We start from the raw sequence: 22,312 nt of genomic DNA, 5'->3' as shown, positions 1-22,312 counted from the left end.
CTGGGCGGACGGCGGGAGTCCGGATATGGGTAGGGCGATGACTGCCCTGGCCTACCCCATGCCGCTGTGTGTCGCGCCGATGATGGACTGGACGGACCGGCACTGCCGGTACTTCTTCCGGCTCATCTCCCGCCACACGCTGCTCTACACGGAGATGGTGACCACGGGCGCGGTGCTCCACGGCAAGCGCGACCGCCTGCTGGGCTTCACGCCCGCCGAACACCCGGTGGCCCTCCAGCTTGGCGGCTCGGAGCCGGCGGACCTGGCCGCCTCCGCGCGCATCGGCGAGGAGTGGGGCTACGACGAGATCAACCTCAACGTGGGCTGCCCCAGTGACCGCGTGCAGTCCGGCCGCTTCGGCGCGTGCCTGATGGCGGAGCCGGACCTGGTGGCGCGCGGCGTCGCCGCCATGCGCGAAGCGGTGCGCATCCCCGTGACGGTGAAGTCGCGCATCGCCATCGACGACATGGAGGAGTGGCCCACGCTGGAGGACTTCGTGCGGCGCGTCTCCGCCGCGGGCTGCACGCGCTTCATCGTGCACGCGCGCAAGGCGTGGCTGCAGGGGCTGTCCCCCAAGGAGAACCGGGACGTGCCGCCCCTGCGCTATGAGCTGGTGCACCGGCTCAAGGCCGAGTACCCGCACCTGGACATCACCCTCAACGGCGGCATCAAGACGCTGGACGCGGCGGCGGAGCACCTGGGCCGCGTGGACGGCGTGATGATGGGCCGCGCGCCCTACGAAGCCCCGTACCTCCTGGCGGACGCGGACCGGCGCTTCTTCGGGAGCACGCAGGCGCCCCTCACGCGGCACGAGGTGGTGGACGCGATGCTGCCGTACATCGAGACGCAGCTGAGCCAGGGGGCGCCGCTGGGCGCCATCACCCGGCACATGCTGGGCCTCTTCCAGGGCCTGCCCGGCGCGCGCGCCTGGCGCCGGCACCTGAGCGAGAACGCCCACAAGGAGGGCGCGGATCCGGAGGTCGTGCGCGTGGCCGCCGCGAAGGTGCCGCGCGACGCCGACCTCCAGGCCGTGGCCTGACGGCGCCGAGCCCTTAGCGCTTGGGCACGGTGGTGCAGCACCCGGAGCTCGCGCAGCGGACCCAGCCCTGGCCCTGGCAGAGCTGATCATTCGTACACGCGGGGCCCTGGCCCGGCTGCCCGCAGGTGGAGGCCGGTCCGCCTCCTCCACCGCCGCCGTTGAAGGGCTTCGCGGCCTGGATCTTCACGGTGGGGCAGCGGGGCTGGGAGGCATTGCCCACGCAGCTGTTGCTGTCGCCGAGGGTCACGTTCTGGGGACACGTCATGCGCGCCGCGGGGCGCCGCTGCTCATCCACCGAGAAGCAGACGCCCACCTCCGTGAGGTTGCATTGCGGGTCGCAGCTGAAGGCGACGCTGTCACCCTGGCCGAACGACGCGCGCAGTTCCTCCAGCGCCACCTCCTTGCCGACGTTGTCTCCCAGCGCGGGCGGCGTCCCCTGGTCGCCCGGCAATGACAGCAGCGCGTCGATGGTGCTCTGGAAATAGGTCCGGGTGTCCATCCCCGTGCAGCTGCCGTGCTTGGGCCACTCGTGGTTCGCGAGGAAGAAGTTGTCCGTGATGAAGCCCGGGCCGTAGGTGCCCAGGGCTTGCGGAATCGTGGCGGGGTCGGGGAAGCACCTGGAAGGCGCGTTGGGGCCCTGGCATTCGCAGAGCCCGCCGCAGAAGGCCGGGTAGGTGCAGTGCTGCGCCTGCGCCTGCGCGTCGGTGAACTGGGGCCACAGCCCGTGGATCGTGAGGTGCGTCGCGCCGAAGGTGCCCTCCAGGTGCTCGCACTCCTCCTTGTCCGGATGGGTCCGGCAGAAGGTGGGCGCCCACGTCAGCGCGAGCAGGTACGTGCCGAAGCGGGGCGTGGCGCACGCGCCGCCCTCCTGCACCTCCTTCGAGGCCGCGTCCGCGCTGAAGCAATTGCAGGCGGTGGCCTGGGGCCGTCCGAACTCGAACTCGATGGCCTCCGGCTTCGCCAGGTGCAGCGGCCGGGCGGTGGCGGTGGGCGGCGTGGGCGGTGGCGCGGGAGGCGGCTCGGCGTGCGTGCGACACCCCTGCGCGATGACCAGGCATGCCCACAGGGCAAGGCGCGACGGAAGGCGCATGGCTCAACTCCCTTGGGACACGGGTCGGCTGCTGCGGCACGAAGGTACGGAGGTGGAGGCGGGCGCCAAACCCCGTGCTCCAGTCCACCGCCGCGTCCGGGCCCCAACCCTTTCCTCCAGCGCGCGTGGCCCCCAGCTTTCCCCTTGGGACCCATTCACCGGAGGGATTGCACCATGGCACGCGCCATCATCAAGAAGGCCAACGAGGCGGACGAGCGCCGGCCATTCATCGCGCACGGAGAGGCCACCGTCCTGGACCTGGGAGCGCTCACCATTGGCCGGGGCTACTTCGAACCCGGCTGGCAATGGTCGAACGACGTGAAGCCCATCGCGGGCACGGAGAGCTGCGAGGCGGTCCACACCCTCAGCGTGCTGTCCGGGCGGATGCACATCCAGATGCTCGACGGGCAGGAGCTGGACCTGGAGCCGGGCGACGTCGCCTTCATCCCGTCAGGCCATGACGCCTGGGTCGTGGGGGATGAGCCCTGCCGCGTCGTCGACTTCACCGGCGCGGAGGAATACGCCCAGGCCCGGGCTGGCAAGCCGGAGGAGCCCGCGCAGCCGTCCCTTCAATAGCCCAGGCGACATCCCGGGCGCCGGCACGGCCCTCAGCGGATGCCCAGCCGCGCCAGCAGCGTGTCCACCATGTCGCTGACGCGGAATTGATCCAGCCAGTCGTCCACGTCGGTGAGGCCCGTGACGGCCGCGAACCGGCGCAGCACGTCCGAGGCCTGGAGCGCGGTGCGCAGGCCCATCACCTCGAACAGGTGCGGCCGTCCGCGCTGGTACAGCGCCGCGTCCAGGCGCTTCCACGGCTCCAGCCACGCCGGCTCCTCCAGGGGCCAGATGTCCGCGCGGCGGGCGTTGGAGTGCGTCCGGTCGAGGATGGCATTGACCGCGCGGCGGCCCGCCTCGCACGCGCCCTCCATGGAGGCCAGGTCCGTGTGCGTGCGGACGTAGTCCCCCGCGAGACAGAGATTGGGAATGGCGCTCGCGGCCTCCGGGCGCACCTCCCAGGAGCGCGGCGGGTGGACCAGCAGGCCGGACGTGTTGCGCGGCGGCAGCCCGTCGCCGTAGTCCAGGTCCGCGTCCAGGTGGACGGAGTGCAACAGCTCGTCGGTCAGCACCTGCTCCTCCGCGTCCCGGCCGTTGAGCGCCGCCTTGAGCTGTCCCCAGACCTCCGTCTGGAGCTCCTCTGGCGTGCAGTCCTTCGCGCGCTTCGGCACGAACGTGCCGGGCGTGTTCCAATCCGAGACATCAATGGACAGCAGCCCGCCCACCTGCCCATCCCCGAACTGGCGCCGGAACAGCCCCAGCTCCCGCCAGAACTGCGGCTGCGAGATGGACGTCAGCGCCCACGGCGAGTCCGGATAGAAGGTGTGGCCCCGGACCAGCGGCACGTCCTCGTAGAGGAAGAACTGGATCCCCACCATCCACGACACCAGCTGCTCCACGTCCGACGCGCGCAGCCTCGCCAGGGCCGGGTCCAACGCGGCCAGCTCCGGCGTGATGAGCGCATGCGCCGCCTCCAGTGGCACCGCGAGCACGTAGTGGTCCGCGGCGCGGGATTCGCCGTTGGCGAAGCGGACGCGGGAGATGCGCCCGTCCGCGACGTCAAGCGCGGTGCAGGGCACGCCCGCGTGGAATTGCACGCCCAGGGAGCGCAGCTGGGCGACCCAGGGGTCCAGCCACATCTGGCTGGTGGGGCCGCCCATTGTCCGGTCGTTGTTCACCCCGCTCTGCGCGAAGTCGAGGATGAGCTGCATGGAGATGGTGCCAATCGTCCGCGCGGAGCCGCGCTTCGGATCCATGGCGACCATCGTGCGGGGGACGGCCCGCAGCAGTCGCTGGAGCTTCGGCGAGTACAAATCCCCCTGGCAGTAGTCCCACCAGGAGAGCTGCTCATACTGGCCAAACCGGCGAGCGTCACTGGATGAGAGGAATTGCAGGATCTTGAGCCCGTGCAGGCTGCTGTCGGCCGTGTCGATGTCCAGCTTCTGGAAGAACAGCTCCAGCGCCTCCAGGACGTCGTAGGGCTTGTCGAGTTTGCGGCGTGAGAAGCGATACCACGTGTCCTCGTCCACCATTGCGATGGCGCTCTCCGTGGTGGCCCGGAGGCGCTGGTCGACGGTGGGGGTGGCCGCGCCGGGCACCGCGGGCGTGCGCTGCATCTGGTCGATGACGTGGCGGTAGAAGCGCGGGTAGAAGCGGAAGCCGTGCTCGCCTGGCAGGTCGCGCCGCCCCTGCGTCCCGGTGCCGGGCACCGGCTGCGAGCGGGCCTTGCCGCCCCAGGTCGTCCGCGCGTCGTGGACGTGGACCTCGAAGCCGCGCTCCGCCAATTCGTGCGCGACCGTCAGCCCCGCGACGCCCCCTCCCACCACGATGACGCTGGGCATGCAGTACCTCCGGTTGTTCCACGTGTGCTGGAGGGAGCGTCGCGCACGGACCCACGGGTCCACATCACCCCGCAGCGCGAGTGCGATGTCTTGTACGAACGGATGAGACGCACTGTGTTGGGTGTGGATGGTATTGAAACATGTAACTCGTGACAGGTGAGACATGCTCTCGTCGCAGGGGCTCCCATTCCGACCTGGGAGGTCCTGCCGGGCCTCAGCCCTCGCCTTCCTGCTCATTCCAACTGTGCGTGAAATCACCGGTATGGTTGTGTCTTTTTGTATGTTTCGATACTGTTGACTTCTCGATTGATTCCTCGCCTGGGGGTCGGCCCACCTTCATGGCAATGCCTTGCATTTTGAGGAAGGGGGGCGCGTGTCGCTGTTCCTGAAGGACCCTCCATCCGTCTCCATGTGTGTGCTGACTGCCTTGCGCTCGTGGAGCGGAAGGTGACGACAGGCCCGGGAGACATCTCGTCGGACACCGCCGCGGAGTGGCAGAAGGTGCTGGCTGTCTTCGCGGATGAGGCGGAGGGGTTGGTCGCCTCCATGGAAGAGAACCTCATCGCGCTCGAGGTCTCTCCGGCGGACGGGTTGCTCCAGGACATCCTGCGCGGGGCCCACACGCTGAAGGGCGCGGCGGCGTCGCTCGGCTTCCAGGCCGTGACGGACTACACGCACGGCGTGGAGGACCTCCTCCAGGCCCTGCTCGACGGGCGCCTCGCGCCGGATGAGACGCGGGTGTCGCTGCTGCTGGGCGCGGTGGACCACCTGCGCGACCTGTCGCGGGCCTCGCTCGCGGGCGTGGACTCGCTGGGGGCGGTGCACCAGGCGCACCTCGTCCGGCTGCGCGAGGGCATCGTCGCGGGCGTCCCCACGGAGGCGCCGCCCCTCCTCGCCGGCCTGCCGCGCATGCCGGAGTCCCGGAGCACGGCGCGAAGCCGCGCGCGCATGGACATGGAGCGCCTGGACCGCATCGTCACGCTCACCGCGGAGCTGTCCGTGGCGCGGGGCCGGATGGCGCAGTTCCTGTCGTGCGCGGAGGAGTCCGGCGCCCGCTGGGAGGACGCGCTCAACCAGCAGCGGGAGATGGATCCGCTCTTCGAGGCGCTCCAGGAAGAGGTGATGAAGGTGCGGATGGTCCCGGTGGGACCGCTGTTCCGTCAGCACCTGCGCACCGTGCGCGACCTGGCCCGCTCCCAGCAGAAGCTGGCCCAGCTGGATCTGGAGGGCGAGGACGCCACGCTGGACACCGCGGTGCTGGACGCGCTGCGCGACCCGCTGCTCCACCTGCTGCGCAACGCGCTGGACCACGGCATCGAGACGCCGGACGAGCGGCGCGCGGCGGGCAAGGACCCCCGGGGCCGCCTGCGGCTCAAGGCCTACCATGACGCCGGCAGCGTCGTGGTGGAGCTGTCCGACGACGGCCGGGGCATCCAGCGGGAACGGGTGCGCGAGTGCGCACGGCGCAAGGGCCTGGTGGCGGCGCCCGAGCGGCTGCGCGACGACGAGCTCCTGCGCCTCATCTTCGAGCCCGGCTTCTCCACGACCACCGAGGTGACGGAGCTGTCCGGCCGCGGCGTGGGCATGGACGTGGTGCGCCGGGACATCGAGGCCCTGCGCGGCTCCGTGTCCATCCAGAGCCAGGAGGGGCAGGGCACCACGCTGACCTTGCGGCTGCCGCTCACGCTCGCCGTCATCCAGGGCTTCGCCATGGGCGTGGGGGACCAGGTGTACGTCGTCCCCATCGAGAGCGTGCAGGAGTGCATGGAGGTCCCCGCCGGCGAGCGCACGTCGGAGGAGTCCGGGGTGCTGGCGCTGCGCGGCCAGCCCTTGCCGTACCTGCGGCTGCGCCAGGTCTTCTCCCTGGGCAGCGCCACGCCGGCCCGGGAGAACGTGGTCGTCCTCAGGCACCCGGACGGCGTCATCGGGCTGGCGGTGGACGAGCTCCAGGGCGACGGCCAGCGGGTCATCCGGCCCCTGGGGCGCCTCTTCCAGGGCATCCCCGGCATCTCCGGCTCCACCATCCTGGGCGACGGCCGGGTGGGGCTCCTGCTGGACACGCCCGCGCTGGTGCGCAGGGCCATCCTCCACGCCTCTGACTCCCCGGTCAGTCCTCCCGCCCCCCTGGAAACCCCTTCCCCCGCGAACGCCCCCTCGGCGCCGTAGCGGTCAGTCGCTGTCCCGGAGTCCCCCATGTTCAACAATCTGAGCATCACGGCGAAGCTGACGCTCGCCTTCGGCGCGATGGTCGCCATCATCATCGGCGTGGTGACGGTCGTGTACAGCACCCTGGACAAGGTCGCGAAGTCCGCCGAGGGCGACACCGAGAGCCACCAGGTGATGATCGCCGTGCGCACCCTGGAGGGGGACATGGCCGACCTGGAGACGGGCCAGCGCGGCTTCATCATCACCGGCGACGACAAGTTCCTGGAGCCCTACAACCTGTCCCGGCTGAGCGTGTCGCAGAACCTGGACCGCATCCGCGAGCTCACCCAGCGTGACCACCGCGAGCAGGAGCGTCAGCAGGAGATCCGCGACCTGCTGCAGCAGTGGATCACCCAGCACCTGGAGCCGCTCATCGCCCAGCGCCGCGAGGTCAACGCGGGCCGGAGCGAGCTGGCCCAGCTGGTCGCGGTGGAGCAGGCCGCGCGCGGCAAGCAGACCGCGGACCGCATCCGGATGCTGCTCTCCAAGCTGGCGGATGACGAGCAGACCCTCCTGCAGGAGCGCACCGCCCGGACCGGGGCCATGGCGCAGGACCTGTACGACGTCATCATCACCGGCGGCGTCCTGGGCGTGGTGCTCGCGGGCCTGCTGTCCTTCTTCCTCACCCGCAGCATCGTGCAGCCGCTGACGGAGGCCGTGCAGGTGACGGCGCAGGTGACGGCGGGCGACCTCACGGCGAACATCACCGCCCGGGGCACCGACGAGACGGGCCGGATGATGAGCAGCATGCGGGAGATGATCCAGCGGCTGTCGGGCGTCATCAGCGAGGTGCGCGGCGCCGCGGGCTCGCTGTCGTCCGCGTCCCTCCAGGTGGCGTCCGCCGCGCAGGGACTGTCGCAGGGCACCAGCTCCCAGGCGGCCTCCGTGGAGGAGACCACCGCCAGCCTGGAGCAGCTCAACGTGAGCATCCGCCAGAACTCGGAGAACAGCCGGGAGATGGAGCAGACGGCCCTCAAGGGCGCCCGCGACGCGGAGGAGAGCGGCCGCGCGGTGAGGGAGACCGTGGAGGCGATGAACGCCATCGCGGAGCGCATCTCCATCGTGGAGGAGATCGCCTACCAGACGAACCTGCTCGCGCTGAACGCCGCCGTGGAGGCCGCGCGCGCCGGTGAGCACGGCCGGGGCTTCTCCGTCGTCGCCACGGAGGTGCGCAAGCTGGCGGAGCGCAGCCAGAAGGCCGCCAAGGAGATTGGCGGCCTGGCCACCTCCAGCGTGAAGGTCGCCGAGCGTAGCGGTCAGCTGCTGTCGGAGCTGGTGCCCGCCATCCGCCGCACGTCGGAGCTGGTGCAGCAGGTGACCAACGCCTCGCGTGAGCAGTCCATCGGCGTGTCGCAGATGAACCGCGCCATGACGCAGGTGGATCAGGTCACCCAGCGCAACGCGTCCGCCGCGGAGGAGCTGTCGTCCACCGCGGAGGAGATGGCCACGCAGGCGGAGTCCCTCCTGCAGATGATGACCTTCTTCCGGCTCATGGAGGGCCTCAGCTTCAACCACCCCGCCGCGCCGCGCGCTCCGACGTCCCGGCTGCCGACCTCGCCCGCCCGGGGCCTCCATGCGGCGGCGCAGGGGCCGCTCGGCGCGTCCTCGCCCACCGCGCTGTCCCGGCTGCAGAACGGCGCGGAAGCGCCGGCCCCTCATGACTTCCAGCGGTTCTAAGGAGGCGCGCGCACCATGAACCCTTCCACTGAACCGGGCGGCGGCAGGTCCAGCTACCTGAGCTTCATGCTCGCGGGCGAGGAGTACGCCGTGGGCCTCCTGCGGGTGCGGGAGATCATCGAATACCGCCCCGTCACGCGCGTGCCGGGCATGCCTGCGGCCGTGCAGGGCGTCATCAACCTGCGCGGCAGCGTGGTGCCCGTCGTGGACCTGGCGGTGAAGTTCGGGCTGCCGCCCCGGCCCATCACCCGCTGGTCCTGCTTCGTCATCGTGGAGGTGGCGCTGGACGGCCAGCAGACGGTGCTGGGGCTGCTCACGGACACGGTGCGCGAGGTGCTGGAGCTGGGCCCCGCGGACATCGAGCCGCCCCCCGCCTTCGGCACGCGCGTGCGGCTGGAGTTCCTCCGGGGCATGGGCCGCCACAACGACGGGTTCATCCTGCTCCTGGACCTGGACCGGCTCCTGTCGCTGGAGGAGCTGCTCAAGCTGACGGGCGCCTCCGAAGAGGCCCCGCCCCCCGCGCCGTCCCAGGCTCCGGCGCCGCCGCCGGCTCCGGAAGCGTCAGGCAACGGGTGAGCGGGCAGGACCCCTGGCCGTCCACGCTGCCTCCGGCGCTGTCGCGCTCGGAGCTGGCGCTGTTCCAGCACCTGGTGGAGGCGGAGGCCGGCATCCACCTGTCGTCGGCCAAGAGCGCGCTGGTGGCGAACCGGCTGTCGCGGCGGATGCGGGAGCTGGGGCTGACGTCCTTCGCCGCGTACCACGCGTTCGTCACCGCGCGGGGGAACGAGGCGGAGAAGGTGCGGATGCTCGACAGCCTCTGCACGCACGAGACGTCCTTCTTCCGCGAGCCCCGGCACTTCGAGCTGCTGCGCGACCACATCTTCCCGGAGTGGAGCGCCCAGGCGGCGCAGGGCCGGCGGCCCCGGAGCATCCGCGTCTGGAGCGCCGGGTGCTCCACGGGAGAGGAGCCGTACTCGCTGGCGATGGAGCTGCTGGAGGCGTTCCCCAAGGGCTCCGGATGGAACCTGGAGGTCGTCGCCACGGACCTGTCCACCTGGGCGGTGAAGCGCGCGGAGGAGGGCCTCTGGAGCCTGGAGCGGGCCCGGACCATCCCGCCGGTGCTGCTGCGCAAGTACATGCTGAAGGGCGTGCGCACCCAGGAGGGGCTGATGACGGCGGGGCCGGAGCTGCGCCAGTTCATGCGCTTCGCGCGCGCGAACCTGCACGCGCCGGCCACCTGGCCCATGGGCCCCTTCGACGTCATCTTCTGCCGCAACGTGCTCATCTACTTCGGCGCGGAGGCCCGGGCGCGCGTCATCCAGGGCCTGCTGTCACGGCTGCCGGAGACGGGCTACTTCTTCCTGGGGCACGCGGAGAGCCTGATTGGCATTACCGCCGCGGCGCGCTCCGTGAGCGCCAACGTGTACACGCCGCGCCCGGGACCGCCGCTGCCGTCGCGCGAGTAGCGCGAGCGCGCCGCTTCCCATTTCCGGAAAGCGGGTGCGTGGGCCCGCGGGAGGCGCGTTTGCCTATGCGTTGCTCGCCAGGGAGGGGTCCTCCGGCTGAAGGTGGCCGTCGCGCGTGGCTGAACCCTTCCAGCGCGTCAGGCCAATGATTGCCAGCGCCAGGACGACGGCGCTGAAGATGGACGCCTCCAGGCCATAGGCCCCGCCCGAGACCCACTCCGGGCGGCCGTGGAAGACAGGCGTCCACCAGCCGCGGGATTCATTGCCGCTCACGCCGAAGCCCATCACGCCCAGGAACCAGTTCCAGCCCATGTGCACGCCCACCGGCAACGCCAGGTGACGCGTGCGCAGGTAGCACAGGCCCAGCATCCAGCCCGCGAGGAAGGTGGTGAGCATCGCCACGATGCGCGTGGGGACGTCCATCTGGGTGTTGAAGGGGTGGGCGAGGCAGAAGATGAGGGAGAGGACGACCTGCGCCCAGCGGGTGCCCAGGCCCCGGATGACGCGCTGGAAGAGGTAGCCGTGGAACAGCGTCTCCTCGAAGAGGGCCACGCCCAGCATCAGCCAGGCTGCCTTCACGACCGCGGTCACCTGGGGATTCCCGGCGCGCTCCAGGTGATAGCCCCCGGCCGCCCAGCCGCAGACGGCCACGAGCCCCACCAGGACCATGCCGCCCAGGACGCCCGCGCCGACGTGGCGGGCCGCGCGCCGGTCCAACGACATGCCGAGCGACGTCAGGGGCTGCCGCTCGAGATACAGGAAGTCGAGGCTCACGAGCAGCACCGCCAGGAAGGCGACGAAGGGCGGCTGCACGACCTGCTTCAACACGAGGGGCAGCAGCGACTGGAGCCACATCATGAGGCCCATCAGCACGGCGGTCACCACGAGGAAGCCCAGGGCCTTCCAGCCGTTGCGCAAGTGCCCTTCGCCATCCCGGAACACGGACCGCATGGTGATTCTCCTCGCAGGCGCGGATGCGCCCCCTGCCTACAACCAACGCGCGAGCCGGGGAAGGATTGCCCCCGGTCGACACCGCGTGGCACAACCCGCCGCATGAGCACGGGCCCGAAGACGATCCGCCGAGGCGACCTGTTCTGGTGCGAGCCGGACGAGGCGCGCGGCTCCGTCCCGGCCATCGCCCACCCCTACGTGGTCCTCCAGGACGACGTCTTCAACCGCTCCCGCATCCACACCGTCGTCGTGTGCGCGCTGACCTCCAACCTGAAGAAGGCGGGCGAGCCCGGCAACGTGCTGCTCGACGAGGGGGAGGGCGGCCTCGCGAAGCGGAGCGTCGTGGTCGTCTCCCAGGTGTCCTCGGTGGAGAAGGCCCGGCTCGGAGAGCGCATCGGGGCGCTCTCCGAAGCGCGGGTCGAGCAGATCCTCGCGGGGCTGCGCTTCCAGCAGGCGTCCTTCTTCCGCGAGTAGCGCCATGAACTGTCTCACGCAGGGAGGGCAGGGTTGCCCCAGGCCGCGGCGGAGATCCGCCACTGCCCGCCGGTGCGCACCAGCAGCAGGTGGTCGATGAAGCGCACGCCTCCGACGCGGACCTCCAGCTTCGCGGCGGCCACGTTGCCACGGACCTCCACCTTCAGGACGTTCCAGGGACTCTCCCGGTCCTGGATGCCCGCTTCCTCGTTGGCCGCATAGCGAGCCGCGGCCTCGGAGATGCTCCCCCACGCGAAGGGCACCCCGTCCACGTGCACGCGGTAGTAGAGGCAACCCGGCGTATGGGATTGATGCAGCAGCGCGTGGCTGTAGAGCGCGTGCGCTTCGATCTTCGCGTCGAGCACCGCGCGAATCTCCTGTTCCGCGGAGGGCGATGCGGTCGCGGTCTCTCCGGGTGCGAGCCGCTGGAACACCTTGCCCACGATGCGCCAGCCCACGGGCGTCTCCACGACGAGCAGCAGGTCATCGAACGTGTGGTCCGGCCAGTGGGAGATCGCCTCCATCAACGCGAACGGACCCTCACGGTCGAGCACCACCTGCCGGCGCCCGGTCGCGGGCTGGGGCGCCTTCGTATCCGCGTCCAGCGCTTGCCACCATTCCAGCTGCGTCCGCGTCCGCAGCGAACCTTCGGCCCCGTTCACCCAATGCATGAGCACGTCCGGATGGAACGCGGACCGCAGGAGCCGGCTGGAGCCCGTGTCCGAGGCCTGGAAGTACGCCTGCACGGCCTCCTCGGGGCTGGAATGCAGCCGTGAGACGGGCCCCGGGGAGGGAAGGGGTGCGGTCCGAACACAGGCCGCGAGCAGCGCCACGGTCACCAACGGGAGTGTCTTCGACATGCCAGGAACGGTGCGCGTTCCGCCGCGTGAGCGCCAATTGATAGTAGCGCCCTGACTTCATAGAAAGCTTCGATGGACTTCCCAGACCTCCCCTTTCTGCGCACGTTCGTGACCGTCTACGAATCACGCGGCGTGACGGAAGCCGCGGCGCGTCTGCATCGCACGCAGCCCACGGTGAGCTATCAATTGCGCCGGCTGGAGGAGACGCTCGGCGCGCCGCTGTTCGAACGCCGGTCGGCGCGGCTCGTGCCCACGCCTGTGGCGGATCGGCTCTTCCGGTTCCTCGGTGGCTTCGCCCGGGACGTGCAGGCGGTGTTGCAGGGGGACGAGGAAGACCGTCCGCTGGAGATCGCCGCGGTGTCTGGCTTTGGCCGCTACGTGCTCTTCCCGATGCTGCGGGAGTCGGAGTCGCTGCACCGGGCGCTGACGCTGCGCTATCCGTCGGCGGAGGAGGTCTTCCGGCAGGTGCTGGAGGGCCAGGTGGACGTGGGCTTCTCCTTCCGCTCCACGGTGCACCCACGGCTCACGCTGACGCCTGTCTACGAGGAGCAGCTCGTGCTCGTCGCGGGACGGACCTGGGCCCGGCGCCTGCGCGCGCGGGAGCACTTCCAGGACGTTCCGCTGGTGACCTACGACGAAGGGGACTACGTGGTGGGCCGGTGGCTGGGCCACCACTTCGGCCGGCGTCATCCGCACTGGTACAGCACCGCGCACTTCGAGGAGCTGGAGGAGGTGCTGGAGTGGGTGGCGCAGGGAAGGGGCGTCGCCGTCGTCCCCGGCTTCTGCATCCCGAAGGGGCGGGGCCTGGGAGTGGTGAGCTGGGGCAAGCCCCCGCTGACCAACATGGTGCATGCCGTGCAGCGCACCCAGGCCCCGGTGCGGCCGGTCGTCGCGGAGCTGCTGGAGCGGCTGCGCGACGTCCCCCGAGGCATTTGACGAGGGCCTGGTCCAATCAGGCGATCTGCCTGATCTGCGCCGAGAGGTTCCGGCGGCTAACCCCGGAGCCGGTCCGCCAGGTCCTGCGCCAGGCCGCACATGGTCAGCGTGGGGTTCCACGAGCCCGAGGTCGGGAAGAGCGCCCCGCCCGTTACGTAGACGTTGCGCACGCCGTGCGGGCGGTAGTCCAGGCCGACCACCGACGTCGCCGGGTCCTTGCCCATCCACAGCGGCGAGGCCTCGTGCACGATGATGTTCAGGCGGATGCTCTTCTTGCCCGGCCGCTCCGACTGCCAGGTCCCGCCGTTGCCGCTCGCGTCGTCGACCCAATACTCGACCTCCGGCGCCGAGCCCGAGCACCCCACGCGCCCCGCCAGCACGTCGATGGTCTGATACGTCGCCTCGTCGAGCACGTCCCACAGGTGATGGTCCTGCACCCCGGGCTGGAGCTGGAGCGTGATGTTGGTGGCGGGGTCGGTGCCGCCGTTCATGCGGATCCAGTTGTCGGGGTTCTTCTCGCTCACCTCGCCCAGGGTTGCGCAGACGAACACCACGTAATCCTCGGAGCCCTTCAGCTGCGCCATCGACGCGACCGCCGCCGCGTCCGGCGCCTCGTGGGCAATGGTGCTCTCGTCGGCCTCCGGGTTCGCGGCGGCGAAGGCGCTGGCCTGCACGTGGTACTGCAAGCCATTGGGAGCCTTGCCGTCCAGGTAGGTGGCGCCAATCTCCAGCGCGGACAGGTCCTTGAACGCGGAGCGCTTCACGCGCGCCGTGATGTGAGACATGAAGTGCCCGGTGTAGCGCTTGCCGATGTTCGGCAGGGCCTCCTTGAAGGAGTTCATCAGCAGCGTCGCGGGCGGAATGGTGCCCATCGCCAGGACGACCTTCGCCGAGCTCACCGCCAGCGGGCCGCGGCTGGTTTCCAGGGCGGTCACGGTCCCATGGCCGTCATGCACCAGGCGGTCGACGACGCAGTGGTCCACGATGGTCAGCGGCTGCCCCTTGCCCTGGGCCGCCAGCGCCTTCTGGGATTGCTGCAGGTCCAGCAGCGTCCCGACGGTGGAGTACTTGTAGAACTTGACCCCCTTCCACGGAGTGTCGCCGACGGCGATGGGCGCGGGGAACGCGTTCTCCGCCGAGGGCACGGCGTGCTTGAAGTTCTCGCGGAGGTTCACGTCGAGCTGGCGCTGGAGGTTGCCGTAGACGCCATCGTGGATCCTGTCCATCGACGTGACGTGCAGGAAGGCCCGGGCGCGGTCCCAGAAGCCCGGCTGGAGCGTGACGTCGATCAGCTCCTGCGGCCAGTCACGCATGAGGTCCGGGCCCGGAGCCGGGCACCACGCGCTCCAGTAGGTGGAGCGGCCGCCCAGCACGGGGATGTAGCCGGCCTGGAAGAACTCCAGCTCCGACGTCGCCATCCGCGTCGTGCGCGTCCACGGATAGGTGGTGGGCGGCGAGCCGGTCGCGGCCTGGAATGCGAGCGGCAGCATCTGGTAGTGCGTGGGCAGCCAGAAGCCGCCCCGCTCCAGCACCAGGATGCGCGCATTCGGGTTGTGCTTCAGCGTCTGCTCGATGAAGGCCACACCGGTGGGCCCGGTGCCAATCACGATGAAGTCATACGCGGAGGCCTGGATGTCGCTCCACTCGTTCGGCTTGGCGAAGAACGCCTGTCCGGCGATCTGATCCGCGCTGGCCTCCTGCGGCCCGGGAACGGGATAGCCCAGGGAGATGCCCTTCGGGACGTTGCGGGAGCCAGCGAAGAACTTCTTGTAGTTGGCGGACATGGGACCTCTTCACGCAGGACTGGTGGACGTGAGGTCCTCCGCTTGTGCAGAACGCATGCCGCAGTGTGAACACCTGCCAGGTCGGGGCGGCCTCGGAGCGCGGAGCCTCGCGGGCGGACCGGGGCGCGTCGCGGCGGGAAGCGCCGGCGTCTTCCCCGGACGCAGAGGCACGGGCGGTAGGAAGACGTGTGCCCGTGCCTGCAACGTGAAGCCTCAGGGGTGCGCGGTGGTGCGGCCCATGGCCTCCAGCTCCTGGAGCGCATCGGCCGGCAGCTTGAGGTCCCCCGCGGCCAGGTTCTCCCGCAGGTGCGCGACGGAAGACGTGCCGGGAATCAGCAGGATGTTGGGCGCGCGTTGGAGCAGCCACGCGAGCGCGACCTGCATGGGCGTCGCGCCCAGCCGCTGCGCGACGGCGGACAGGTTGGAGGACTGCAGCGGGGTGAAGCCGCCCAGCGGGAAGAACGGCACGTAGGGGATGCTGTCGCGGGCCAGCGCGTCGATGAGCGCGTCATCGCTCCGGTGCGCCAGGTTGTACTGGTTCTGCACGCAGACCACCCGGACCATCCGGCGTCCCTCCGCGACCTGCGTGGGGGTGACGTTGCTGAGCCCGATGTGCCGCACCAGGCCCTGCCGCTGAAGCTCCGCCAGCACGGTCAGCGGCGCTTCGATGGATCCCTCCGCGGGGCCGTGCGTGTCGAACATGATCCGCAGGTTGACGACGTCCAGCACGTCGAGCCCCAGGTTGCGCAGGTTGTCGTGCACGGCCTGCTTCAGCGCCTCCGGCGAATAGGCCGGGAGCCAGGACCCGTCCTCGCCGCGCCGGGCGCCAATCTTGGTGACGATGACGAGGTCCTTGGGGTAGGGCGCGAGCGCCTCGCGGATCAGCCGGTTGGTGACGTGCGGGCCGTAGAAGTCGCTGGTGTCGATGTGGTCGACCCCGCGAGCCACGGCCTCGCGCAGCACGGCCAGCGCGGCGGCGGGGTCCCTGGGCGGACCGAAGACGCCGGGGCCGGCGAGCTGCATCGCGCCATAGCCGAGCCGCTTCACGGGATGGTCACCGAGGGGGAAGGTGTTGGACGGGTCGAAACCGGGCATGCTCCATCTCCTTGTTGGGATGAGGCAGAGATAGCCGTTGTGGGCTCTGGCGATAACAGGGCACGGCCCGTACAGGTCGTGCGGAGCGGCGGACAGTGAAGGTCGACCTGGGTGACTTGAATGCCTTCGTGGTGGTGGCGCGGGCCCGGAGCTTCCGGGATGGCGCGCGCCTCAGCGGCCGGGGCGCGTCCTCGCTCAGTGATGCGGTCCGCCGTCTGGAGGAGCAACTGGGGGTCAGGCTGCTCAACCGGACGACGCGCAGCGTGGTCCCCACCGAGGCCGGGGAGGGGCTGCTGGCCCGGCTGGGCCCGGCGTTGAGCGAGATGGAGGCCGCGCTCGACGTGGTGAACGGCTTTCGCGGCAAGCCGGCGGGGACCTTGCGACTCAACGTGCCGGTCAGCGCGTCGCGGCTGGTCCTCCCCGCCATCCTCCCGCCATTCCTCGCCGCCTATCCCGACATCCGCGTGGAGGTCATCTCCGAGGACAGCTTCGTCGACGTGATCGAAGCGGGATGTGACGCCGGCATCCGCTACGACGAACGGCTGGAGCAGGACATGGTCGCGGTGCCCATCGGGCCGCGCGTCCAGCGCTTCGCCACCGCCGCCTCTCCGGCGTATCTGGCGCGCCATGGCCGGCCGGAGCATCCGCGGGAGCTGCTCCAGCATGCCTGCCTGCGCGGCCGCTTCTCGAGCGGAGCCATGACGCCCTGGGAGTTCGAGCGCGACGGGGAGCGGGTGCGGGTCGATCCCACGGGGCCGTTGATCGTGGGCCTGGGTGGGGGCGCGGATCTCGCCGTCGACGTGGCGCTCGCGGGGACCGGCATCGTGAGCCTCTTCGAGGATTGGCTGCGGCCGTATCTGGAGAGCGGCGCGCTGGAGCCCGTCCTCGAACCCTGGTGGCAGAGCTTCTCAGGGCCGTTTCTCTACTACCCCGGGCGGCGCCTGGTGCCCGCGCCGCTGCGGGCGTTCATCGACTTCATCAAGGACCCGAAGGCAGCGTCTTGAGGCCGGCGCCGCCCTCTTCGCCTGGTTCGCTGCGCGGAGCCGGCTTGTGGGGCCGGCTCCGCGTCAGGTGTCGCCGGACGCGGTGCTACTGGGTGACGAAGACCAGGTCATCCACGTCGGTGTACGTGCCGCCCGGGCAGGAGCCCATGCTTCCCCCGTAACGGAACACGCCGCGCACCGCCTGGAGCGTCCCGGTGGGCAGCGTGAACGTGGCCGTCAGGGTCTGCGAACCGGCGGCCGTGGGGGTGAGCGTGGTGAGGAGCGTCCACGACGGGCTGGTCGCGCTCGCGGCGTAGTACAGGTCCAGCTTGTCGGAGGAGTAGCCGGAGTAAGCCCAGACGGTGGCCTCCACCCGCACGGTCTTGCCCGGCAGCATCACGGTGCCATCCAGCGTCGTCACCTTCAGCCGGTCCAGCGACTCGTCGGAGTGGAAGGAGCCGCTCGTGCCATCCGAGCAGGCACCCAGGGCATTGGGCTGATGGGGCTCCGGCCCCAGGCTGCCACGTCCGGTGAGCAGCGCGCTGCTGTCACAGGACACGCCGCGCGCGGAGCACTTGGGCACCCGCAGCACGTCGTCATAGGTCGCGACCTGGGCGCCTCCTCCCGCCGAGTTGGAGACGGTGACGCTGACCGTGCTGCTCGGGGACACCAGCCCGGAGGTGTCCACCGCCTCCGCCCGCACCGACGCGGAACCATTCGTCACGGTGGAGGTGTTCCACGCCAGCTGGTACGGCGCTGAGCTCACCGTGCCCAGCAGGACGGAGTTGATGTAGAAGCGCACGCTCGCCACGCCCACGTTGTCGCTGGCGTTCGCGGAGAGAAGGATGGTGCCGGACACCACGGCCCCCGAGACTGGTGAAACCAGGGCGACGGTGGGAGGTGTCGAGTCGTTGCTGATGGTGACGGTGAGGACCTGGCTCGTGGCGCTGTTGGACGCGGTGTCGTACGCGATGGCCTTCAGCGTGTGGCTGCCATTCCCACGCAGCACCGTGTTCACCGAAACCGCATAGGGCGCGGTGGTGGCGCTGCCAATCATCAGGGTGTCCACGTAGAAGTCCACGCGGCTGATGCCGTAGGCATCCGCCGCATCCGCGGTGAGCGTCACCGTCCCGCTCAGCACGGCGCCATTCGCCGGAGACGTCATGGCCACCGTGGGAGGCGTCAGATCGTTTTCCGTCGTGAACGTCACCGGAGGGCTGGTGCCAACGTTGGTGGTCGCGTCATAGGCCATCACGACCAAGGTGTGGCTTCCGTTCCCCACCACCATCGAGTTCCAGTTGAAGGAGTAGGGCGCGACGGTCGTGCTGAAGCGCCGCGCGCCGTCCACGTAGAACTCCACCTTCGTGACGGCGACGTTGTCCGTCGCACTGGCGGCCAGGGTCATCGTGCCCCGGCCCAGGGCGCCCTCGGCGGGCGAGGTGATGAAGACCGTGGGCGGCGTCAGGTCGTTCGAGACCGTCACTCCGACCGCCGCGCTGGTGGTGGTGTTGCCCGCCAGGTCATACGCCACGGCGGTGAGCGAGTGCGGGCCGTTGGTCAGGCCCACGGTGCTCCACGTCAGGGAGAAGGGCGCCACCGTGCTGGTGCCGGCCAGCGCCCCGTCCACGTAGAGCTCCACCTTCGTCACCCCGAAGTTGTCGTCGGCGGTGAAGGCCACCGTCGTGCTCTTTTCGAGCGTGCTTCCACTGGCCGGCGAGGTGATGGCCACGGTGGGCGCCACCCCATCCGCCTCGGTGGCCACGGGGAAGACCAGGTCGTCCCGGTCGACGTTGGAGCCGCTGCCAATGCACGCGCCCTGCACCCCTCCGCTCCGGAACACGCCCCGGATGGCCTGGAGCGGCCCGGCGGGCAGCACGAAGGTCGTCGAGAGTGTCTGGGGGTTGCTGTAGCCCGGCGTGACCATGGTGAGCAGCGTCCAGACGGGGCTGAGCGCGTTCGGGGCCGAGTACAGCTCCAGGGTGTCATACGAGGCGTTGTAGGCCCAGACGGTGGCCTCCACCCGCACCCGCTTGCCCGCGGCCAGCGGGGTGCCATCCACGGTGGAGACCTTCAGGCGGTCCAGGGACTCCGAGGAGTGATACGTGCCGGATGATGAGTCCGTGCAGTTGTCGAGCGTATTGGAGGCGTGCGGCTCCGGGCCTACGAGGCCGCGGCCATTGAGCAGCGTTCCGGAGTCACACGAGCGGCCGCCCACCGCGCAGCGGGGCACCTTGAGCGCGGCGTCATAGGACGCGTTGCTCGCGGCCCCCGCGTTGTTCACCAGCACCGTCACCGCGGCGCTGGCGGCGCTGTTGCCCGCGGCGTCGAAGGCCTTCGCGGTGAGGGTGTAGGGGCCATTGTTGTACAGCGCCGAGTTGAACGAGCCAGTGAAGTCGGGCGGGACGCGGGTCATGAGCAGGACCCCGTCCAGGTAGAACTCCACCCTGCTCACGGCCACGTTGTCGTTCGCGTTGACGGGGATGCTCACCCAGCCGGACACCTCCGCGCCGTTCACGGGGGCGGTGATGGCCACCGTGGGGGCGGTGATGTCATTGAAGACCGTGACCTGCACGGAGGCGCTGCTCATCGCGTTGCCCGCGGCGTCCAGCGCCTGGACCACCAGCGTATGCGGACCGTTGCTCAGGGACTGCGTGTAGAGCGGCATGCTGGCGCTGGTGAGGTTCGGGCCTCCCAGGCTGTAGTTCTGCTGCCCGTCCACCTTCAGCAGCAGGGACCTGACCGCGACGTTGTCGCTGGCGATGACCTGGACGCTCACGTTTCCAGAGAGGGTGGCGCCCGTGGCCGGTGACGTGATGGCCACGGTGGGAGCCGTCTTGTCATTGTCCAACGTCACCTCCACGGCCGCGCTCGTCGCAATGTTGCCCTTGAGGTCCAGGGCGCGGGCCGTGAGGGTATGGGGCCCGTTGTCCGCGCCGTTGCTGTTCCACGTGAAGGTGAACGGCTCGGTGGTGACGGAGCCGAGGAACTGGCCGTTGTCGAAGAACCCCACCTCCGTGACGCCGAAGTTGTCGCTCGCGGAGGCCTGGAGCACCACGGCACCCGTCAGGATGGAGCCGTTCACCGGCGCGCTGAGCGCCACCGTGGGCGGCACCGCGTCCGGTTCGTTGTCGGCGAAGAAGACCAGGTCGTCGCGGTCGTCATAGCTGCCATAGGGCGAGCACAGGGTCGCGACGCTGTTCTTCCCGAAGACGCCGCGGAAGGCCTGCACGCTTCCCGCCGGAAGGAGCGTGGTGGTGGAGAGGGTATTGAGCCCCGCGGCGGTGGGGTAGAGCGTCGCCACGTGGGTCCACGTGGGGCCCGCGCCCGAGTCCACGTCGGTGGCGCGCAGGAGGATGAGCCGGTCCGAGGTGTAGGTGGCCGACGCCCAGACCTTTGCTTCGATCTTCACCCGCCGGCCCTGGGCGATGGGGGTGTCGTCGAGCGTGGCGACGGAGAGGGCATCCAGCGACTCGTTCACATGGTAGGTGCCCTCCTGGCTGTCGTAGCAGGTGTTGCGCAGCGTGTTCGGGGCATGCGGCTCCGGCCCCAGCAAGCCGCGGCCGTTGAACTGCGAGCCGGAGTCACAGCGGGAGGCGAGCCCACCGCAGACGAGCGTCATGCGGGTGCTGTCATAGCTGGCGACGACCGGACTGCCATTGCGCCAGGTGATCTCCACGAAGGTCGTCCCGACGTTGCCCGCGGCATCGTAGGCCTTCGCCCGGAGGATGTTGCCCAGTGTGGTGCGGGAGTCCCAGTTCACGCTGTACGTCGGGCCGGGGCCGGTCACGGTCCCGATGAGCTTGGAGGGCTCGCCGGTGTAGAGCGGGTCCACGTAGAACTCGACGCGCGTGACGCCCGATGCGTCGGTAGCGTTCGCGGTGAGCGTGATGGTGTTGTGGACGAACTCGTAGCGCTTGGGAGACGTGAAGGTGACGGCCGGCGCGGTGATGTCGCCGCAGACGTTGGCGTTGCAGGTCTCGCCGCCAGCGCACGTGCCGCACTCGAAGGTGCCGCCACAGCCGTCACCGAGCGAACCGCAGTTCTTTCCGAGCTGCGCGCACGAGGTGTAGCAGGCGGTGGGGTCGTACAGCTCCGACGCGGCGGTGTATTTCGCTCCGGGCGGACCCTGCGTGCTTCCTCCCGCGATGAGCAGCAGCCCGGAGTCCAGCTGGACTCCTTCATGGAAGCTGCGCGCGAGTTGCAGCGTCACCCGCTGGGAGAAGAGGCCGGTGGCCGGCTCATAACGCTCCACGGAGTCCAGCTCGGTGCTGGACGCGCTCTGCTTGCCTCCCGTGACCAGGACGGTGCCGTCCGCGAGGCGCCAGGTCCGGTGGCCGAACCGTGCCACGCTCATCGAGCCGGTGGCCTGGGCGGTGTTCGTCGCCGGGTCGAAGACCTCCGCCGTCTTGAGGGGCGTGCCCCAGAGGTCGAAGCCTCCCGTGAACAGCACGCGGCCGTTGGCCAGCAGGGTCGCCGCATGGTTGTCGCGGTTGCCCACCACGGGGATGGGGCGCGTCCAGGTGGAGGTCGCGGGATCGAAGATTTCAGCCCCGGGATAGCCCGACACCAGGACACGGCCGTCCAGGAGCAAGGTGAGCACGGGCACGTTGTGCGCCAGGATCTGATCCGGCAACACGGTCCAGGTGGAGGTCGCGGGATCGAAGAGGGCAGCCTTCGCTCCGACCCCCACCACGAAGACCCTGCCGTCCGGCAGCACCACGGAGTTCGTGGTGCTCTGGGGGAAAGGCATCGCGGGCCCCGCGCTCCAGGTCCCCGTCGCGGGGTCGTAGAGCTCCACGCTGCTCAGCGCAGTGACACCGACGCTGCCCCCAATGACCATCACCCGGCCGTCGGTCAGCAGCACCGCTGAATGGCCATGCCGCCCGGTGCTCAGGGCCCCGGTGGCACTCCACTCTCCGGTGGCAGGGGAATAGAGGTCACAACTCGCCAGCTCTTGCACGCCAGGGCCATTGCCCGAGCCGCCCGCGGCCACAACCCGTCCGTCCGAAAGCAAGGTCAGGGTAAACCCTCCCCGGGGGGTACTCATGGCCCCTGGGGTGGTGTCCTGCGTCTGTGATTGGAGGGGAAGCGCCTCCGTTACTGCCTCGCAGCCAAGTGGATTCGCGGCCGCCAGCAGCAGCAGCGCGAGCAATAAAGGTCGTTTCAAGAGGTGTCTCGGCGGGGAGCGGACGGCGAACCGTGGTGGCACGCACCGCGTTCACGTGGAAGGCCCCCATTCCTTCCAGCGGTCGGCGCTGACGACGAATACCTTAAACGACTGACATTGGAAATCTTGAGCTAGACAGGACGGTGATAGGACCCGGCGCCTGGGTTGACCTTGATGAGACTTTGTAGC

General features: G+C 69.9%; 16 protein-coding genes. 9 read left to right on the top strand and 7 right to left on the bottom strand.

From position 1 onward, the window contains the following. The first annotated feature begins 37 nt into the window (after positions 1 to 37). Entirely contained in the window at positions 38 to 1,039 is a 1,002-nt protein-coding gene (gene dusA / locus AABA78_RS02550; protein ID WP_338261474.1) for a tRNA dihydrouridine(20/20a) synthase DusA, read from the top strand. Positions 1,040 to 1,052: 13 nt separating this feature from the next. Here dusA and AABA78_RS02545 read toward each other — a convergent pair whose 3' ends face one another. Then, the gene (locus AABA78_RS02545; RefSeq protein WP_338261473.1) at positions 1,053 to 2,129 is read right to left on the bottom strand and encodes a ribonuclease T2 family protein; all 1,077 of its coding nucleotides are present in this window, start codon (positions 2,127 to 2,129) and stop codon (positions 1,053 to 1,055) included. A 174-nt stretch (positions 2,130 to 2,303) separates the two neighbouring features. Here AABA78_RS02545 and AABA78_RS02540 point away from each other — a divergent pair, with 174 nt between their 5' ends. Then, positions 2,304 to 2,705 carry a cupin domain-containing protein gene (locus AABA78_RS02540; RefSeq protein WP_338261472.1) on the top strand — a complete coding sequence of 134 codons (402 nt, stop codon included), beginning with the start codon at positions 2,304 to 2,306 and terminating at the stop codon, positions 2,703 to 2,705. Between the two features lie 32 nt (positions 2,706 to 2,737). Here AABA78_RS02540 and AABA78_RS02535 read toward each other — a convergent pair whose 3' ends face one another. After that, positions 2,738 to 4,525: a hydroxysqualene dehydroxylase gene (locus AABA78_RS02535; RefSeq protein ID WP_338261471.1), complete on the bottom strand. Its 1,788-nt coding sequence runs from the start codon at positions 4,523 to 4,525 to the stop codon at positions 2,738 to 2,740. A gap of 447 nt (positions 4,526 to 4,972) precedes the next feature. Between AABA78_RS02535 and AABA78_RS02530 the strand changes: the two genes are divergently transcribed. The 4 genes from AABA78_RS02530 to AABA78_RS02515 are packed head-to-tail and all read left to right on the top strand — an operon-like array spanning position 4,973 to position 9,873. Further along, the gene (locus AABA78_RS02530; RefSeq protein ID WP_338261470.1) at positions 4,973 to 6,691 is read left to right on the top strand and encodes a chemotaxis protein CheA; all 1,719 of its coding nucleotides are present in this window, start codon (positions 4,973 to 4,975) and stop codon (positions 6,689 to 6,691) included. A gap of 27 nt (positions 6,692 to 6,718) precedes the next feature. Then, on the top strand, positions 6,719 to 8,407 hold the full coding sequence (locus tag AABA78_RS02525) for a methyl-accepting chemotaxis protein (RefSeq protein ID WP_338261469.1): 1,689 nt from the start codon (positions 6,719 to 6,721) through the stop codon (positions 8,405 to 8,407). A 15-nt stretch (positions 8,408 to 8,422) separates the two neighbouring features. After that, positions 8,423 to 8,983 (top strand): chemotaxis protein CheW, encoded by a 561-nt coding sequence (locus tag AABA78_RS02520; protein ID WP_338261468.1) that lies wholly within the window; start codon positions 8,423 to 8,425, stop codon positions 8,981 to 8,983. Continuing rightward, complete coding sequence (locus AABA78_RS02515) at positions 8,980 to 9,873, top strand: CheR family methyltransferase (RefSeq protein ID WP_338261467.1); 894 nt, start codon at positions 8,980 to 8,982, stop codon at positions 9,871 to 9,873. Before AABA78_RS02520 ends, AABA78_RS02515 begins: the two co-directional genes overlap by 4 nt. A gap of 63 nt (positions 9,874 to 9,936) precedes the next feature. On the opposite strand, the gene AABA78_RS02510 is transcribed toward AABA78_RS02515, so the two are convergent. After that, positions 9,937 to 10,824 (bottom strand): CPBP family glutamic-type intramembrane protease, encoded by an 888-nt coding sequence (locus AABA78_RS02510; protein ID WP_338261466.1) that lies wholly within the window; start codon positions 10,822 to 10,824, stop codon positions 9,937 to 9,939. A gap of 102 nt (positions 10,825 to 10,926) precedes the next feature. On the opposite strand from AABA78_RS02510, the gene AABA78_RS02505 reads away from it, so the two are divergent. Next, positions 10,927 to 11,298 carry a type II toxin-antitoxin system PemK/MazF family toxin gene (locus AABA78_RS02505; protein WP_338261465.1) on the top strand — a complete coding sequence of 124 codons (372 nt, stop codon included), beginning with the start codon at positions 10,927 to 10,929 and terminating at the stop codon, positions 11,296 to 11,298. 14 nt (positions 11,299 to 11,312) lie between these two features. On the opposite strand, the gene AABA78_RS02500 is transcribed toward AABA78_RS02505, so the two are convergent. Continuing rightward, a complete protein-coding gene (locus AABA78_RS02500) occupies positions 11,313 to 12,158 on the bottom strand; it encodes a nuclear transport factor 2 family protein (RefSeq protein WP_338261464.1) in 846 nt (281 codons plus the stop codon). A gap of 72 nt (positions 12,159 to 12,230) precedes the next feature. Between AABA78_RS02500 and AABA78_RS02495 the strand changes: the two genes are divergently transcribed. Then, on the top strand, positions 12,231 to 13,094 hold the full coding sequence (locus AABA78_RS02495) for a LysR family transcriptional regulator (RefSeq protein WP_338261463.1): 864 nt from the start codon (positions 12,231 to 12,233) through the stop codon (positions 13,092 to 13,094). 56 nt (positions 13,095 to 13,150) lie between these two features. On the opposite strand, the gene AABA78_RS02490 is transcribed toward AABA78_RS02495, so the two are convergent. Beyond that, positions 13,151 to 14,878 carry a GMC oxidoreductase gene (locus AABA78_RS02490; RefSeq protein ID WP_338261462.1) on the bottom strand — a complete coding sequence of 576 codons (1,728 nt, stop codon included), beginning with the start codon at positions 14,876 to 14,878 and terminating at the stop codon, positions 13,151 to 13,153. A 213-nt stretch (positions 14,879 to 15,091) separates the two neighbouring features. Continuing rightward, the gene (locus AABA78_RS02485) at positions 15,092 to 15,973 is read right to left on the bottom strand and encodes an aldo/keto reductase family oxidoreductase (protein ID WP_338261461.1); all 882 of its coding nucleotides are present in this window, start codon (positions 15,971 to 15,973) and stop codon (positions 15,092 to 15,094) included. Positions 15,974 to 16,068: 95 nt separating this feature from the next. Between AABA78_RS02485 and AABA78_RS02480 the strand changes: the two genes are divergently transcribed. Beyond that, entirely contained in the window at positions 16,069 to 16,977 is a 909-nt protein-coding gene (locus AABA78_RS02480; protein ID WP_338261460.1) for a LysR family transcriptional regulator, read from the top strand. A gap of 85 nt (positions 16,978 to 17,062) precedes the next feature. Here AABA78_RS02480 and AABA78_RS02475 read toward each other — a convergent pair whose 3' ends face one another. After that, entirely contained in the window at positions 17,063 to 22,003 is a 4,941-nt protein-coding gene (locus AABA78_RS02475; RefSeq protein ID WP_338261459.1) for an Ig-like domain-containing protein, read from the bottom strand. Positions 22,004 to 22,312: the final 309 nt, after the last annotated feature.

Source organism: Corallococcus caeni (assembly GCF_036245865.1).
Lineage (GTDB): Bacteria > Myxococcota > Myxococcia > Myxococcales > Myxococcaceae > Corallococcus > Corallococcus caeni.
Note: the sequence above shows the minus strand (reverse complement) of the source record. Positions and strands in the feature narration are given on the sequence as shown.